Here is a 16,687-nt window from a genome sequence, read left to right on the forward strand (position 1 = left end):
CGCTTGCGACGCCGTTGTCATCGGCCCAGGACAGGCCACTTCCGACCGGGGTGTCGCGAGGGGATCCCGGCGGCGTAATCTAAGGGCGCCATGCCGTACGAACCACCCACACACACTGTCGAGCGCTCCCTCCGCGCCACGACCGGAGCGAAGGTCATCGCCGGTGTCGACGAGGTGGGCCGCGGTGCGTGGGCCGGCCCCGTCACCGTCTGCGCGGCGGTCACCGGACTCCGCCGACCGCCCGTAGGCCTCACGGACTCCAAGCTGCTCACCGTCAAGCGCCGCACCGCGCTCGCCGAGGAACTGCTGAAGTGGGTGACGTCGTACGCCCTGGGGCACGCCTCCCCGGAGGAGATCGACGATCTGGGGATGACCGCCGCGCTGCGCCTCGCCGCCGTGCGGGCCCTGGAGGCTCTCCCGATCCGTCCCGACGCGGTGATCCTCGACGGGAAGCACGACTACCTCGGTGCCCCGTGGCAGGTCCGCACGGTGATCAAGGGCGACCAGTCGTGCGTGGCGGTCGCGGCGGCCTCGGTCATCGCCAAGGTCCAGCGAGACAGAATGATGGCCGAACTGGGTATCGACCATGCAGACTTCGGCTTTGCGGACAATGCCGGGTATCCGGCGCCCGTCCACAAGGCCGCACTGGAGGAGCGGGGCCCCACCCCGTACCACCGGTTGTCGTGGGCGTATCTTGATGCGCTGCCCCAGTGGCGGCACCTCAAGAAGGCCCGCAGCTGGGCGAACGGAAGCGCTCCGGAGATCGAAGGCCAGCTCGGCTTCGACTTCTGACGAATCCGGCCGCACCGATGTGCCACCCGCTGGCGCGTGCCGCACCAACGTTTGATAAATAACAGCTCATGCCTCTCATTCCCGAGGAGCCTCAGATTCACGAGAGTGCCCAGGGTCCCCGCGCGACTCCGGCCAGCGGCCGCACCGCACCGACCCCTCGACCTGTACCCGGACCCCGTCCCGCGGCTCCGTCGCGTCCCGGTCGTCCCGGACCCCTCCGGCCCACCCCACCGGTGCAACGCGCGCCGCGTGACGTGGCCGCCAAGCCCGGGCCCTCGGCCCCGGCCGCTCCTGCCGTCGCCTCGCCCGCTTCGGTGACTCCCCAGGTCCAGTTGGTCCCGGCCTCGGCCGAGGGCGCGCTGGACGCCGCCGAGGAGGCCGTGGACCTCCTCCTGGACTCGGGCCGCGCCCCGGGGGACGTGCTGGTGATCACCACCGGCGAACAGCACCCCTGGGCCGCCCACGAACTGTCCTTCGGCGAGGCGCCCTACTGGGCGCAGCACGACGCGGGAGACGACGTCTTCTACGCCGATGCCGCCGAGGTGGCACGGGTTGGCGTGCGTCCCGTCGTCGTGGTCGCCGTCAACGGCGGTCCCGACACCGTGGCCGCCACCGCTCTGCCGCTTGCCCGTGCTCGGGCCGCTGCCCTGCTGATCGTCTGTGGTGACGCGCAGCAGATCAACGCGGTGCTGGGCGCGGGCGTCTGAGCAGGTTCCGGTAGGCCGGCAGGCTCCGGGGCCACGGAGGCGTCGCTGTGTGCGGCGCCTCTGTGGTGTGCCGTGGGGTCTTGAGCGCCTTGGGGCGGCCGCACGGGTACCGTCCGGCGCGGCTCGCCCCGGGTGGCACGCACGCGCCCTCGGCGGCTACCGGGACAGTGCTACGGCGCCCGCACCGCCCGTCGCCAACCGTGACGTACCCATCCTCGCGTGTGGTTCGGCCAATCGGTCGCCTTCAGCGGGCGCCTCGCTCGGCCAACTGGTCGCTGTCAGCGGGCGGCCGCGCGGCGCAGCACATCCGAGGCGACGCCGCCGGTCCGTGGCAGCGGGGGCGGGGCCTCGGACAGGCCGAACGGCTCCGGAGCGGAGTCCGCGTTGGGCCGACGGCCTCCACGCCCCTCGCCGAGGACCTGCCAGCCGTCCCGGGTCAGCGTGATGTATGCCCCGCAGCGCAACCCGTGCAGCGTGCAGGCGTCACGCAGGCCCCACATCCACGCCCCGTCCTCCTCCGTCCAGCGGGCGTCGCCCTCACGGCAGTAGAGCAGCACGGCGGTGCGCACGGGCGTGCGGCGCCGCAGGTCGTGCGGGATGACGTGGCGCAGTTGGGCGAGCAGGGCGTTGCGGAACACCCAGCCGTCGGTCGATGCCTGGCGCCGGGTGAACGAGGCGCTGGCCCGCACCCGCTCGTCCGGGTCGAGCACGGCCACGATCGCGGTGGCCGGCCGTGGCCGGTGCCGTGAGTGCAGCCCGCTGACGACTTCCCGAGGGTTGCGCAGCAGGGGTATGCCGGCCGCGGCCCATTCGGCAGGCTCGAGCAGGCGGTTGGCGGAGGTGGCGGACGTGGACGTCGACAGCGATGCCGCCGAGGACGGAGCGAATCCGAAGGTCACGATCCTCCCTTCGGCTACGGCCCACACTGCGGGCGGGTCGGATTCGGGGGAGCGCACACCGCAGCAGAGCCCTACCGGACTACGGACGAGCCGTGCGGGGAGCGGACCTCAATTCTTCCTGTCGAACTTGGATGCGGCAACGAGCAATTGGGGCCACCGACCGTTATATGGCGGTGAGTGTCATATATCCCTACCCAGTGATTCGCGGGAGGACGCCTGATCCCACAGTTCACGCCCCGTCAGTACCCATGAGGCAGGGGGTTCGACGGCACGTCGCCGCAGGAGCGCTTCCGTCGTCAGCCCTGAACGGCCAGAACCAGAGGCAACACCCCCTGTGCGCCCGCGCGGCGGAGCATCCGGGCCGCGACCGCGAGGGTCCAACCGGTCTCCGTGTAGTCGTCCACTAGCAGAACGGGGCCCTGTGCCTCGGCCAGCGCGGCAGCGAGCGCGGGCGGTACCTCCAGCAGCCCGTGCAGTGCTTTGAGGCGTTGGGCGCTGTTGCTCCGAGAGACCGGTGAGGCGTCGGCGGCGTACTCCAGGGAGCCCAGGAGCGGCAGTCGGCCGACCTCCGCGATGCGCGCGCCCAGTGAGTGGATCAGCCGCGGTCGCGTGCGTGAGGCGACGGTGACCACGCCGACCGGGCGCGGCGTGGCGTCCGCCGCTACGGAGGCCCAACCGCCGGGACCCTTCGCCCAGTCGGCCAGCACACCCACCACGGCCTTCGCCACGTCGTCCGGAATCTGCCCGTCGGAAGCCTGGGCGGTGAACATCGGGCGGAGCCGGTTGCCCCAGCCGATGTCCGAGAGACGTCCCAACGCCCGCCCGGCCGCCGCCTGTTCACCGGCCGGAATGCGCCCCTTGAGCTCCATTCCGATCGCCGGCAGGCCGGTCGGCCACATCCGGCGGGGCTCCACCTCGAGGCCCGCGCGGCCCAGATCCACCCGTGCGGCGTCCAGCGCGGCCGTGGACGTCTCGGCCGCATAGCGCGCCCCCGCGCAGTTGTCGCAGCGTCCGCAGGGCTTAGCGCCCTCGTCGTCGAGCTGGCGCTGGAGGAACTCCATCCGGCAGGCCGTCGTCGACGCGTACTGCCGCATCGCCTCCTGTTCGGCCTTGCGCTGCCGCGCGACCCACTCGTACCGCTCGGTCTCGTACGTCCACGGCTCCCCGGTCGCGAGCCAGCCGCCCTTGACCCGTTTCACCGCCCCGTCCACGTCGAGGACCTTGAGCATGCTCTCCAGGCGGGAGCGGCGCAGCTCCACCAGGGGCTCCAGGGCGGGCAGCGACACGGCCCGCTCCGCGCGCGCGAGGACGTCCAGCGTCCGGCGCACCAGGTCCTCCGACGGGAAGGCGAGCGACGCGAAGTACTCCCAGATCGCCTCGTCCTCCTTCCCGGGCAGCAGGAGCACCTCCGCGTGCTCGACACCGCGTCCGGCGCGGCCCACCTGCTGGTAGTACGCGATGGGGGAGGAAGGCGAGCCGAGGTGTACGACGAAACCGAGGTCGGGCTTGTCGAAGCCCATACCGAGCGCGGAGGTGGCGACCAGTGCCTTGACCTTGTTGGCCTGCAGATCCTCTTCGGCCTGCTGTCGGTCGGCGTTCTCCGTACGACCCGTGTACGAGGCGACGACGTACCCGCGCTGCCGCAGGAACGCGGTGACCTCCTCGGCGGCGGCCACAGTGAGCGTGTAGATGATTCCGGAGCCGGGCAGTTGGTCGAGGTGGTCGGCGAGCCAGGCCATCCGGTGCGCGGCATCGGGCAGCCGCAGCACGTTCAGACTGAGACTCTCGCGGTCCAGCGGGCCGCGCAGCACCAGGGCGTCCGACGTGCCGCCGGTGCCGAGCTGTTCGGCGACGTCGGCGGTCACGCGCGCGTTGGCGGTCGCGGTCGTCGCGAGCACCGGTACGCCGGGCGGGAGATCCGCGAGCATGGTCCGCAGCCGACGGTAGTCCGGCCGGAAGTCGTGGCCCCAGTCGGAGATGCAGTGGGCCTCGTCGACCACGAGCAGCCCGGTCGCCGCGGACAGCTCGGGCAGTACCTGGTCGCGGAAGTCCGGGTTGTTGAGCCGCTCGGGACTGACCAGCAGGACGTCGACCTCGCCCGCCGCGATCTCGCCCTGCACGGTCTCCCACTCCTCGCTGTTCGAGGAGTTGATGGTCCGGGCGTGGATACCGGCCCGGGCCGCGGCCTCGACCTGGTTGCGCATCAGGGCGAGCAGCGGAGAGACGATCACCGTGGGGCCGGAACCACGGGCTCGGAGCAGGGAGGTCGCCACGAAGTACACCGCGGACTTGCCCCATCCCGTCCGCTGGACCACCAGAGCCCGGCGCCGGTCGGCGACCAGCGCCTCGATCGCCCGCCACTGATCCTCGCGCAGCCGGGCCGCGCCTGAGGCACCGCCGACGAGGCGGGCGAGGACGGCGTCGGCGTCGGCCCGGAGATCCGTGTTGCTCGTGTGCTCCATGCCCCCATACAACAGGACGCCACTGACAATCCGGTCGCGGCCGGGGTGGGAGCAGGGCGCTCGCTAGTACCGCGGGCCCGCCGAGCCGCCCGAATGACGTGTCCCTGATTGGACTTATCCACAGGCCAAAGCGGAATCTCAAGATCCGCGAGATCGTCTGCGCATGACGAATCACAGCGAAACCACTGGATCCCCCGAAAACAGCGACATCACCGGGCGCGACGGATACGACGGATGTGACGGACTTGGTGGGCGGGATGTGCATGACGGGCGGGATGGACGTGACGCGCGGGATGGATGGGACAGGCAGGACGGAAGGACCGGAGACTCCCCGCGCGAGGGACAGCCGACGACCAGCGGGCACACGGCGTACGTCAGTCACACGATGTACGACGGGAACGCCGAGTACGGCGCAAGCCCCGCCGCGCACCAGGTGACCCTGCGTACCCCGGGTGAACTGGCCGACGCGTTGCCCTACTTGCTGGGGTACCGGCCGGAGGACAGCATCGTCCTGGTCGCCCTGCACGACCTGGGCGGACGGGGCCGCTTCGGCGGCCGGGCCCGGCTCGGCCTTCCCGCGAACCCGGACGACTGGGGAGCCGTCGCCCGGCAGCTGGCGCAGGGCCTCGTGAAGGGCAGCGAACGCCGGGGCGACCGTCCGGCGCAGATGGTCGCCTACCTCTGCCAGGATCCGGCGAAGGGCGAGACGGGCCGTCAGGTCATGGAACGGCTCCAGTCACTGGCCCACCAACTCCGTCTCGAATGCGGCAACCTCGACATCCCTGTGATCGAGGCGCTCTGTATCTCCGACGGCCGTTTCTGGTCGTACTGCTGCGGAGGCAAGGGCTGCTGCCCTGTCGAGGGCGTCCCGATGGGCCTGCCCGGCACCTCCGTGCTGGCGGCGGCCGCGACCTACGCGGGGATCCAGGTCCGAGGGACCCTGCGCGAACTGCGGGCCCGGCTGCTGCCTCTGGAGACCGGCGCCGCAGTGGAGCAGGAAATCGCCCTGGACACCGCCGGTATGGCGCTCGTCCCGAGGATCCTCGACGAGGCGAGCCGCTCGGCGGTGGCCCAGGAGACGCTGGAACTGGCCGGACGGGTCATGCGACGCTTCGCCGAGGCGCCCGTCGTAGCCGGTGTCCTCCTGGCGGACCACCGAGACGACGAACTGCTCGGATTCGACGAGGCCGCGGCTCTGATCCTCGGCCTTCAGGACCGGGTGACACGCGACCGGGCGGCGGAGTGGATGGAGGGCGACGAGGCCGCTCCCGCCCTGCGTCTGTGGCGGGCACTGGCACGCCGCTGCGTCGGGCCCTACAGCGAACACGCGGCGGCGCTCCTCACCCTCGCCGGCTGGGTCGCCTGGTCCAGCGGCGACGAACTCGAGGCGAGGGAGGCCCTTGCCATGGCCCTGGGCGCGGACCCCGGATATCTCTTCGCCCGCCTCCTCCACCAGGCTTGCAACGAGGGCCTCGACCCCGAGTCCGTACGACGCTGCCTGCGTACCGAGCGCGAGGGACGCGGCCGGCGCACAGCAGCGCAGAGTCCGGGCAGGCCGGCGCCGGCCGAGGGCTCCAAGGGCGCGGAGGGTAAAGAAGCGGAGGGTGAAGAAGATGCGGAAGGTGCGGCGGAAGGTGCGGAGGACAGGGGCGGGACGAAGGCCCCCGCAAGCGCCAGCGAAGCCAAAGACGCGAACCGCCCCGGTGAGGTGACGGAACGTACCTCGGACTCAGGCCCGCACGGCCCAGCCGCATGCGCAGAAGAAGGAGAAGAAGGACAGGAACCGGAACGCCGAGCATCGGGAAAGAATGCCCTTCGCTCTCGCACCCCCAGGACGCACACCACGCGTCCCGTAGCGCCGAGCCGTGGGGTATCCCGCCCCCGCTCCGTAGGCAAGGCCTCCACGCGGCGTCGCGGCAACTGTGCGGAAGGCGCGCAGTCCGACGGCGACGACCCCACGGGGCAGGCGTGACGCCCTTGCCTCCTGTGCCTCCTGGTGCACGACGGTCGTGGCGAAGGGGAGCGTGCCGGGCGTGGGCGCCCGGCGCCGACCGCAACCAGGCGAACGCCCTGCCCTGCCCGGCCGGCGAGGACGGCCGGGCAGGCCCCCGAAGCCGGGCCGGCATGTCTGGGTCCTGCCGTTCCCGCAGCCATTCGGTGGGGCCCGAGTTCCAGGGGCGTGACCCGGGGGAGTCCCGTCCCGTTCACCTGAGTGGCGGAACACCTGCACGGTCGTACCGCCGCAGCGCACCCGCCCTGTCGGAGCCTTCCACCCGGCCTCGAACATGTCCGAGGCGCACAGAGAGCAGAAGAAGTCACCGCATGCATCAGCCGACTCCGCCCTCCGCCGCCGCCGAGCGCTCCCGCCGCCACGACAACCCAGGGCCGACCCACGGCATGGGCGCCGACCAACCGCTTTCGGACGGGCCCGGTCCTCAAAGGGCCGGAGTTCCCGGAGCCGGCCGACGCATCTCGCCCATCGGCTGGCCCGAGGGAGGTCCCGGCATGTCCGCAGGCCCGGGCATCCGTGGCACGTCCCCGTCCCTGTCCCCGCCCCCGACGCAGCCCGCCGGTACGCCCAGTCGCCCGTCCCCACCCTCGTCCAGAGGCGCCGCACCACCGCCCCGGGCGCCGGTCCAGCCTCGCGGCACCGGCCTGCCGCCCGCCCATACGGCGATGATCTGCGTCGCTCTGCCGGGCCTCGCCATCTCGACGGAACAGGGGCAGCTCACCGGGCGGGGACTGGAGGGGTTCTACCGGTCGGGTCGGCGCATCCTCTCCCGTTGCCAGGTGCGGGTGGCGGGACGCGAACCGTTGGTGGTTCAGGCAAGGATGACCTCGGCCGACCGGGCCCGCTTCGTCGGCACCCTGCGCGTCACTCCACACGGCGGCCCGGACCCGGACGTCGTCGTCGAGCGGACCCGCTCCGCCGACGGCACGGAGCGGATCACCCTGCACAGCGCCGCCACACGGCCGCTACGGCTCCCGGTCGAGGTGGCCCTCGCCACCGACCTGGCCGACCTGGGGGCGATCGCGTCCGGCACCGTGGGCCCCGAACTACCCGCCGGCGTCCACGACGGCGGCCTGCGTTGGTCCTGCGCCACCGGGACATCGAGCGTCACCGCCGACCCACCACCAGCCGACGCGATCGCCTCCGCCGGGCTGCTGCGCTGGAACTTCGACGTGCCTCCCGGCGGCAGCGTCTGCGTGGAGCTGAGAGTTCGCCTGGACGGGGCGGGCCCGGTCCGGGCCGTGGGCCGTGCGGCGACAAGCCCGTTGGCTCCGGCACACGCGACGGGCGACGATCCACGCGTCCGGGCGCTACTGGCGACGAGCCTCGAGGATCTACAGGCCCTGCTGGTGCGCGACCCGGCACATCCCGCGGACATCCACCTCGCGGCCGGGGTGCCGTGGCGCTGCGGGCTGGCCCCGGCCGAGGCGCTCGCCGCGGCCCGTATGACGCTGCCCCTCGGCACCCGCCTCGCCGCGGGCACCCTGCGCACCCTGGCCCGCACCCAGGTCACCGGCCGGGGACCGCGGTCCGGCATGATCCCCGGCCCCCGGCGAGACGCGGGCGCGCACCTGCTGCCGGGGTGTACGGGCACGGAGGCCACGCTGCTCTTCCCGGTACTCCTCGCGGAGGCCCGCCGATGGGGCCTGCCCGACCAGGAGACGGAGGAACTGCTGCCGGCGGCCGAACGCTGCCTCACCTGGCTGCGCGCCACAGTCGGCGAGGGTCCCTACCTCAGTGACCCCCAGCCCGGCGGGCCCGTCCGCTGCGAGACACAGGCCCACGCCCATCGCGCGGCACTGCTCGGCGCCGACCTGCTCGACGCCTGCGCCAGACAGGGCGCCGGCGGACTGCGGGAGTGGGCGCAGAGCATGCGTGCCGCGTTCCGACGGGACTTCTGGATCGACGACCGGGGAGGCGGCCGACCCGTGGCAGCCCGTACGCCGGACGGGCGGCCGCTGCCCCACCTCGGCGCGACGACCGTCCACCTCGTCGACACCGGGCTGCTGGGCGGCGGCGCCCACGCCCCCGGACTGCTGGACAAGGTGCAGACCGAACAACTCGCCCGGCTGCTCGGCAGCCCCGTCATGGACTCGGGCTGGGGACTTCGGGGCCTCGGCGCGAAGGAGCCCGGCTACAACCCCTTCGGTCACCGCAGCGGATCCGTACGGGTCCACGAAACGGCGATCGCCGTCGCGGGCCTGGCCGCCGCGGGCTACGAGAAGGAGGGCGCCGCGCTGCTGCGAGGCGTACTGGCGGCGGCCGAGGCCTTCGGCCATCGCCTCCCCGAGATGTACGCGGGGGAGCAGCGCGGTGACGGGAGCGCTCCGCTTCCCCATCCGGCCGCCTGCCGTCCCGCCGCCACCGCGGCCGCGGCCGGAATCCTGCTGCTGATCACCCTGGTCGGCATCCGTCCCGACGCCCCGGCCGGAACCGTCACGCTGCGTCCTCTGCAGAGCGCGCCTCTGGGCGAGATCGGCCTGACCGGGCTGCGGGTCGCGGGCGCCCCCTTCTCCGTACGGGTCAGCCGCCTCGGACTCGCCATGGTGGAGGAGGCGGCCGACGGGCTGCAATTGGGAGTCTGACCTCGTACGACGCCGAGTCGGACGGACGCCTGGGCGACCGATGACAGCCGTGCGCAACCGAAGTGGATCAGCCATCGAAGCGGTTGATGAAGGGAGTGTTTATCGTCAGGAAGACGACTATGATCGCCGCATGCCCTACGACCCGTCAGCCTTTCCGCCCTTCGCCGTCACCGTGGATCTGGTCGTGCTGACCGTGCGCCGCCACGCCCTGTGCGCGCTGGCGGTGCGCAGGGGTGAGGCGCCGTTCCAGGGGCGGTGGGCGCTTCCGGGCGGCTTCGTGCGGGCCGACGAGGATCTCACCCAGGCGGCGGCGCGTGAGCTGGCCGAGGAGACCGGGCTGCACGCCCACGACCCTTCGGTCCCGGCCCAGGACAACGGCGCCCACCTGGAACAGCTCGCCACGTACGGCGATCCCAAGCGTGATCCGCGGATGCGTGTCGTGAGCGTCGCGCATCTGGCACTCGCTCCCGACCTGCCGGCCCCGCGAGCGGGCGGCGACGCCAGCAACGCGCGCTGGGCGCCCGTCGAGGAACTGCTGCAGCACGGCGGTTACGGCCGGGACGGGGAGCCGGTCGCACCGCTGGCCTTCGACCACGCCCAGATCCTCGCGGACGGGGTGGAACGCGCCCGCTCCAAGATCGAGTACTCGTCCCTGGCGACCGCGTTCTGCCCCACCGAGTTCACGGTCGGCGAACTGCGCCGGGTCTACGAGGCGGTGTGGGGCGTGGCGCTCGACCCGCGCAACTTCCACCGCAAGGTGACAGGCACGCCCGGCTTCCTGGTGCCCACCGGCGGCACCACCACCCGGCAGGGCGGCCGGCCTGCCCAGCTCTTCCGCGCGGGCGGCGCGACCTTGCTCAATCCGCCGATGCTGCGTCCCGAGGTGTGACACCGGCCCACCACGACCGCTGACGCACGGGCGGGATCCCGAACAGGTCGACCACGCCTGCGCAGCCGACCGTGCGGCACCCGGGTAAAACGGACATAACGCGCTATCTTGCTACGGGTGATCCAGGCCTTCGGACTGACCAGCAACTCCCGCAAGGCGCTTCCGCCCGCCGTCGACGATGTCTCCTTCGAGGCACGCGCGGGCCGCGTCACCGTACTGCTCGGAGCGCCGGGCGCGGGCAAGACCACGGCGCTGAGACTCATGCTCGAACTCCAACAGGGCCGCGGCCTCGCCCACTTCAGAGGCCGCCCCCTGCACCGCATCGCCCACCCCTCCCGCGAGGTCGGCGTCCTCCTGGGCGAGGTGCCCGGGCATCCGGCCCGCACGGTCCGCGGCCACCTGCGCATGCTGTGTGCGGCCGTCGGCGTCCCGGTCCGGCGGGCCGACGAGGTGCTCGAGGTGGTCGGCCTGGTCAGCCTGCGCGACGAACGTCTCAGCACCCTCTCCCGCGGCATGGACCGGCGGCTCGGCCTGGCCTGCGCCCTCCTCGCGGACCCGCACACCCTCGTCCTCGACGATCCGGCCGATGGTCTCTCCGGGCGCGAGAACCGTTGGCTGCACGGCATGCTGCGCGCGCACGCGGACCAGGGAGGCACGGTCCTGATGACCACGGCCGACCCCAAGGAGGCCGCCCGCACCGCCGACCGGGTCGTCACCCTGGACCAGGGCAGACTCGTCGCCGATCAGGAGGCCGCCGACTTCGCCCACACCCGGCTGCGCCCCCGGGTGGCCGTCCGCAGCCCGCACGCCGTCCGTCTGGCCGCCCTGCTCACCAAGGAGGCCCGGGCCGCGCGACGCTCCGTCGAAGTCGCGCAGGAGGACGGCAACCGGCTCTCGGTGTACGGCAGTAGCTGCGCCCACGTCGGCGAGACGGCGTTCCGGCACGGCATCCTCGTCCACCAACTCGCCGACGAGACGGGAGACATGGGGCCGGGAGCAGGAGCACTGCCACTGGCCCCGCATCGGACGGACGCCGACACAGGGCCGTCCCCCTCGGACTGCGAGCCGGCCACCGTCGGAGCCACAGCGCCGGGCGCGGAACGCCTGGAGGTCCCCGGGGACGCACGTACGGGGAACGGCTCCCAGGAGGCCATCGCCGCTGTCGGCCCGCGCACGCCTGAGGATGAGCCGCAGCCGTTTCCCGCGCCGTGCCGGCCGACCGACGCACCTCCTGCCGATGACATCCGGGGTTCCGACGACGACTCCAGGTCCGGTGTCGCCGCAACGGCTGTCGACAGCACGGCCTCGGCCGGCCCTGGCACGACCGCGACCGATACCGCCGCCGTGGACGAACGGCAGCCCAGTACTGAGCCGGCCGCCGTGCCCTCCACCCGACACCCCCTGCGCACCTCCACCTCCCGCAACTTCGACACCTTGCCCGCCCTGCCACCCCCCATCTCCGTCCGCTCCGCCCCCAGCCCCCTGCGGCCCCTCCGCTACGAACTCCGTCGCGCCACGGGGATCAGCACCGGATTCCTCACCAGTGCCGCCGTGCTGCTCGTCTCCGCCCTCACCGCCGTACTCCTGGCCCGCGTGGGCCACACCTCGCAGGCGCGGCTGCTGACCGCCTGGCCCGTGCCGTTGCCGTTGCCGCCCGCCGCGCTCGGCGCGGGACTGCTCGGTGCGCTGGCCTTCGGGGACGAGTTCCGCCACCCCGCTCTGGCGGCGGACCGCGGCACCGTGCCCCGCAGACTGGGCGTACTCACCGCCAAGCTCCTCGTCGCCGCATTCACCGCTCTGATGCTGGCCTTCCTCACGGTGGGCTGCGATGCCGAAGCGCTCTATCTCGTCTACGGACGGGAGCTCGCGCAAGTTCCCGCGGAGTGGCTTCCGCTGAGCGCGAGTTGGCTCGGACTCGTGGTCGGCTGCTCCTGGGCCGGTGTGCTGGCTGCCGGCGTCTTCCGGTCCACCACGGCCGGCCTGGCCGCGGTGGTCGCCGTCCCCGTCGTCGTCGTACCCGTCGTACAGAAGGCCGTGGAGAGCGCGTCCGTGCGGACGGCGGCCGGGCTCTCGATGCGGTTGCGCGAGACGTTTTTGGTGCAGTGGCCCTTCGGGGGAGAGCGCTATCTGTCCGCCGCGGCACGCGTCATCGCCCAACCCGTCGGTGGAGCACTGACGTTGTCCCTGACGGCCTTGCTGTGCGCGTATCTGCTCACGACCCTGCGGAGCAGGGTCCGATGACGACCGTCCGGGCCCATCCGGTCCGGGCGTGTGCACAACTCCCCGTAGAAAGCCCATTTCTTTCCGATAAGGCGTCAATTGCGACGGGGTGAGCGATCACCCTTTCGTGTGCTTTTCACCAAAGACCTCAAGGGAGTTGGAGACAGCGCCGACAAAGGATCCGTGAGTACCCTTGCGCACACCATGATGACCGCCGCCCGCTCCGCCGACTCCGGTCTGGCCGGCCCGGGCGAACTCGATCGCTACCCCTACGCCCAGGCCCCTGCCGCCGACCGCGTCGGAGCTCCCGTCTGGGAGACCGCGGACCCCGAGCTGGGCCGCGTGGGCCGTCGCAGCGCGGGCAGCCGCGGACGCGGACTGCACGGCCAACTCGTCCAGCAGCTGGGCCAGATGATCGTCTCGGGCGACCTGGGCGCCGACCGTCCGCTGGTGCCCGAGGAGATCGGTCAGCGGTTCGAGGTGTCCCGCACCGTCGTCCGCGAGTCGCTGCGTGTCCTCGAGGCCAAGGGCCTGGTCAGCGCCCGGCCGAACGTCGGCACGCGCGTGCGTCCCGTGAGCGACTGGAATCTTCTGGACCCGGACATCATCGAGTGGCGGGCCTTCGGTCCCCAGCGCGACGACCAGCGGCGTGAGCTGAGCGAGCTGCGCTGGACGATCGAGCCGCTCGCCGCCCGCCTCGCCGCCGGCCACGGGCGCGCCGACATCCAGCAGCGACTGTCCGACATGGTCGAGATCATGGCGCATTCCATGGGGCAGGGTGACGCGCTCACCTACTCCCGGGCCGACGCCGAGTTCCACTCGCTGCTCATCCAGGTCGCGGGCAACCGCATGCTGGAGCACCTTTCCGGGATCGTGTCGTCCGCCCTCCAGGTCTCCGGCAGCCCGGTCACGGGCTGTGACCGGCCGACCGAGGCGTCGCTGGGACACCATGGCAGGATCGCCGACGCCCTCGCCGCGGGCGACGGAACCGCGGCCGAGGCGGCCATGCGACAGCTGCTCACCGTTCACCCCGAGGTGGAGCGCGTCGTACCGGCACCGCGCGAACACTGACCGCACCCACGGGGGGATCGGTCCGGGGACGCCTTCCCCGTCCTGTGCCATCCTCGGCCGCTTCACCCGCACGCCCGTCGGACCCCGCAGAACCCGTCACGGGGACTGCGGGGTCCGACGGCCGATGTGGCCTGGATTCGGCCGCGGAGGCCCGATAGGCGCCACGGGTGACCTCTTCTGCCCGCGTCTGACCGTTTATGAACGCTTACGCGGTGTGACTCGGGCCACGAAGATTGGGCGTAACGCTTGTGGAAACAACGCGATGACCTAAGAGGTGACTGCCGCAGAGGGAATACGGACGCCGTTCAAGGCGCTGTGCATCCTCCCGGCCCCCGCCCGCGCCGTCGGCCCACCCCCAGGCCGGTGGTCGGCTCCTGTCCATCATGGACGGGGCCGGAAGCCGTTTTCCAACGTTCCGAGAGGTTGTTCGTGTCGGCCAGCACATCCCGTACGCTCCCGCCTGAGATCGCCGAGTCCGTCTCTGTCATGGCGCTCATTGAGCGGGGAAAGGCTGAGGGGCAGATCGCCGGCGACGATGTGCGTCGGGCCTTCGAAGCTGACCAGATTCCGGCCACTCAGTGGAAGAACGTACTGCGCAGCCTCAACCAGATCCTCGAGGAAGAGGGTGTGACGCTGATGGTCAGTGCCGCGGAGCCCAAGCGCACCCGAAAGAGCGTCGCAGCGAAGAGTCCGGCCAAGCGCACCGCCACCAAGACGGTCGCGGCCAAGACGGTGACCACCAGGAAGGCCACCGCCAGCACGGCCGCCCCGGCCGGACCCGCTGTGGACGACGCCGCAGAAGAAGCCGCCCCTGCCAAGAAGGCGGCTGCCAAGAAGACGACGACCGCCAAGAAGACGGTCGCGAAGAAGACCGTCGCCAAGAAGACGGCGGCCAAGAAGACCGCCAAGGGCGACGACGCCGAGCTGGTCGAGGAAGAGGCCATCGAGGACGCTCCCAAGCCTGGTGAAGAGGAGGAGGAAGGGGCCGAGAACAAGGGCTTCGTCCTCTCCGACGACGACGAGGACGACGCGCCGGCGCAGCAGGTCGCCGTGGCCGGCGCCACCGCCGACCCGGTCAAGGACTACCTCAAGCAGATCGGCAAGGTCCCGCTGCTCAACGCCGAGCAGGAGGTCGAGCTCGCCAAGCGCATCGAGGCCGGTCTGTTCGCCGAGGACAAGCTGGCCAACGCCGACAAGCTTGCCCCGAAGCTCAAGCGCGAGCTGGAGATCATCGCCGAGGACGGCCGACGGGCCAAGAACCACCTCCTGGAGGCCAACCTCCGCCTGGTGGTCTCCCTGGCCAAGCGCTACACCGGCCGCGGCATGCTCTTCCTGGACCTCATCCAGGAGGGCAACCTCGGTCTCATCCGCGCGGTGGAGAAGTTCGACTACACCAAGGGCTACAAGTTCTCCACGTACGCCACCTGGTGGATCCGTCAGGCGATCACCCGCGCCATGGCCGACCAGGCCCGCACCATCCGTATCCCGGTGCACATGGTCGAGGTCATCAACAAGCTCGCGCGCGTGCAGCGTCAGATGCTCCAGGACCTGGGCCGCGAGCCCACCCCGGAGGAACTGGCCAAGGAACTCGACATGACCCCCGAGAAGGTCATCGAGGTCCAGAAGTACGGCCGTGAGCCCATCTCCCTGCACACCCCGCTGGGCGAGGACGGCGACAGCGAGTTCGGTGACCTCATCGAGGACTCCGAGGCCGTCGTCCCGGCCGACGCGGTGAGCTTCACGCTCCTGCAGGAGCAGTTGCACTCCGTTCTCGACACCCTGTCCGAGCGTGAGGCGGGTGTCGTCTCCATGCGGTTCGGTCTCACCGACGGTCAGCCGAAGACCCTCGACGAGATCGGCAAGGTCTACGGCGTGACGCGCGAGCGCATCCGCCAGATCGAGTCCAAGACCATGTCGAAGCTGCGCCACCCGTCCCGTTCGCAGGTGCTGCGCGACTACCTCGACTAGGTCGTAGCCGTACGACACGAAGGCCCGGTTCCCCTGGGGGAGCCGGGCCTTCCGCGTGGGCGCGCGGGTGCGTGGTGACGCGCACTGAATCACCCTGGGTGTTCACCGATCACTCCAGAGTGAGGAGCGCGCATGCCTCGTCCCTTTGTCCGGGCCTTGTCCCGGCCGTTGATCCTGGCGGCCGTGGCGATGGCCATACCGTTGGCCTCCGCCGCCCCTGCGGCCTCCGACGGCGTCGTCGTGGGCGGTTTCCCGGTCGACGTCTCCCAGAGCCCGTGGACGGTCGCGCTGTCCAGCCGTGACCGGTTCGGAGGTATGCGCTCGGGGCAGTTCTGCGGAGGCGTGGCGGTCGGCCCGTCGACCGTGCTCACGGCGGCCCACTGCATGGCCGAGGACGTCCTGGGAGCGCCGCCGGGACGGGTGGCCGACCTGGAGGTCGTCGCGGGCCGTACGGACCTGTACGCGGACACGGGCCAGGAGGTCTCCGTGCGCAGTGTCTGGGTGAACCCGGGCTACGACAGTGCCAGCAACGCCGGGGACTTCGCCGTGCTCACCCTTGCCGAGCCGCTCCCGGCGGCAGCGGTCGTCGCCATGGCGGCGGAGGGCGATCCGGCGTACGCGTCCGGCGCGGAGGCCGTCGTCTACGGCTGGGGCGACATCACCGGGTTCGGTGCGTACGCCCACACCCTGCGGGCGGCTCGCGTGCATGTGCTGGCCGACGCGCTCTGTGAGCGGGCGTATCCCGGTTCGGCAGACGGCACGTACATCGCGCGGAGCATGGTCTGTGCCGGAGAGGTGCGGGGCGGCCGTGACGCCTGCCAGGGGGACAGCGGCGGGCCGCTGGTCGCCGGGGGTCGGCTCATCGGGCTCGTGTCGTGGGGCAGCGGCTGCGGACGGCCGGGGAGCCCGGGCGTCTACACGCGGGTCTCCGACGCCGTACGGACGCTGGGCTGGGGCGCAGGGAATCGGAGCCCCCACGGGGCGCCCGACCGCGCCTGAGCGGGTCTCCCTGCGCGGTCGCGATCTCTTCGTGCTGCGAGAAGCGGGTGGCCGTCCCTGAGAGCAGGGACGGCCACCCGCACA

Annotated in this window: 11 protein-coding genes; 9 read left to right on the forward strand and 2 right to left on the reverse strand. The window is 71.8% G+C overall.

Annotation, left to right across the window (positions count from 1 at the left end; all coding sequences use genetic code 11):
- Window positions 1–90: 90 nt before the first annotated feature.
- Together OG352_RS31855 and OG352_RS31860 are read left to right on the forward strand one after the other, a co-directional pair.
- Window positions 91–792 carry a ribonuclease HII gene (locus OG352_RS31855; RefSeq protein WP_329221677.1) on the forward strand — a complete coding sequence of 234 codons (702 nt, stop codon included), beginning with the start codon at window positions 91–93 and terminating at the stop codon, window positions 790–792.
- 68 nt (window positions 793–860) lie between these two features.
- Window positions 861–1,499, forward strand: coding sequence for a hypothetical protein (locus OG352_RS31860; protein ID WP_329221678.1), 639 nt, complete (start codon window positions 861–863; stop codon window positions 1,497–1,499).
- A 278-nt stretch (window positions 1,500–1,777) separates the two neighbouring features.
- Here OG352_RS31860 and OG352_RS31865 read toward each other — a convergent pair whose 3' ends face one another.
- Window positions 1,778–2,398 carry a hypothetical protein gene (locus OG352_RS31865; protein WP_329221679.1) on the reverse strand — a complete coding sequence of 207 codons (621 nt, stop codon included), beginning with the start codon at window positions 2,396–2,398 and terminating at the stop codon, window positions 1,778–1,780.
- Between the two features lie 296 nt (window positions 2,399–2,694).
- Entirely contained in the window at window positions 2,695–4,860 is a 2,166-nt protein-coding gene (locus OG352_RS31870) for a RecQ family ATP-dependent DNA helicase (RefSeq protein WP_329221680.1), read from the reverse strand.
- Window positions 4,861–5,245: 385 nt separating this feature from the next.
- On the opposite strand from OG352_RS31870, the gene OG352_RS31875 reads away from it, so the two are divergent.
- The 7 genes from OG352_RS31875 to OG352_RS31905 all read left to right on the forward strand — a co-directional run bounded on the left by OG352_RS31875 (window position 5,246) and on the right by OG352_RS31905 (window position 16,603).
- Window positions 5,246–6,832 carry a DUF4192 domain-containing protein gene (locus tag OG352_RS31875; RefSeq protein WP_329221681.1) on the forward strand — a complete coding sequence of 529 codons (1,587 nt, stop codon included), beginning with the start codon at window positions 5,246–5,248 and terminating at the stop codon, window positions 6,830–6,832.
- Window positions 6,833–7,536: 704 nt separating this feature from the next.
- Window positions 7,537–9,456 (forward strand): glycogen debranching N-terminal domain-containing protein, encoded by a 1,920-nt coding sequence (locus tag OG352_RS31880; protein ID WP_329221682.1) that lies wholly within the window; start codon window positions 7,537–7,539, stop codon window positions 9,454–9,456.
- Window positions 9,457–9,586: 130 nt separating this feature from the next.
- Window positions 9,587–10,345: an NUDIX hydrolase gene (locus OG352_RS31885; RefSeq protein WP_093779279.1), complete on the forward strand. Its 759-nt coding sequence runs from the start codon at window positions 9,587–9,589 to the stop codon at window positions 10,343–10,345.
- 117 nt (window positions 10,346–10,462) lie between these two features.
- Window positions 10,463–12,586: an ABC transporter ATP-binding protein gene (locus tag OG352_RS31890; protein ID WP_329221686.1), complete on the forward strand. Its 2,124-nt coding sequence runs from the start codon at window positions 10,463–10,465 to the stop codon at window positions 12,584–12,586.
- Between the two features lie 162 nt (window positions 12,587–12,748).
- Window positions 12,749–13,636, forward strand: coding sequence for a FadR/GntR family transcriptional regulator (locus OG352_RS31895; protein ID WP_329221688.1), 888 nt, complete (start codon window positions 12,749–12,751; stop codon window positions 13,634–13,636).
- Window positions 13,637–14,065: 429 nt separating this feature from the next.
- The gene (locus OG352_RS31900; RefSeq protein WP_329221689.1) at window positions 14,066–15,604 is read left to right on the forward strand and encodes an RNA polymerase sigma factor; all 1,539 of its coding nucleotides are present in this window, start codon (window positions 14,066–14,068) and stop codon (window positions 15,602–15,604) included.
- A gap of 132 nt (window positions 15,605–15,736) precedes the next feature.
- Window positions 15,737–16,603 (forward strand): serine protease, encoded by an 867-nt coding sequence (locus tag OG352_RS31905; protein WP_329221691.1) that lies wholly within the window; start codon window positions 15,737–15,739, stop codon window positions 16,601–16,603.
- Window positions 16,604–16,687 lie beyond the last annotated feature (84 nt).

The sequence above is a fragment of the Streptomyces sp. NBC_01485 genome (genome assembly GCF_036227125.1).
Taxonomy (GTDB): domain Bacteria; phylum Actinomycetota; class Actinomycetes; order Streptomycetales; family Streptomycetaceae; genus Streptomyces.

Coding starts and splice junctions, on each gene's coding strand:
- OG352_RS31875 (WP_329221681.1), top strand. CDS start 5,246: ATGTACGACGGGAACGCCGAGTACGGCGCAAGCCCCGCCGCGCACCAG.
- OG352_RS31870 (WP_329221680.1), bottom strand. CDS start 4,860: ATGGAGCACACGAGCAACACGGATCTCCGGGCCGACGCCGACGCCGTC.
- OG352_RS31905 (WP_329221691.1), top strand. CDS start 15,737: ATGCCTCGTCCCTTTGTCCGGGCCTTGTCCCGGCCGTTGATCCTGGCG.
- OG352_RS31880 (WP_329221682.1), top strand. CDS start 7,537: ATGATCTGCGTCGCTCTGCCGGGCCTCGCCATCTCGACGGAACAGGGG.
- OG352_RS31860 (WP_329221678.1), top strand. CDS start 861: ATGCCTCTCATTCCCGAGGAGCCTCAGATTCACGAGAGTGCCCAGGGT.
- OG352_RS31885 (WP_093779279.1), top strand. CDS start 9,587: ATGCCCTACGACCCGTCAGCCTTTCCGCCCTTCGCCGTCACCGTGGAT.
- OG352_RS31855 (WP_329221677.1), top strand. CDS start 91: ATGCCGTACGAACCACCCACACACACTGTCGAGCGCTCCCTCCGCGCC.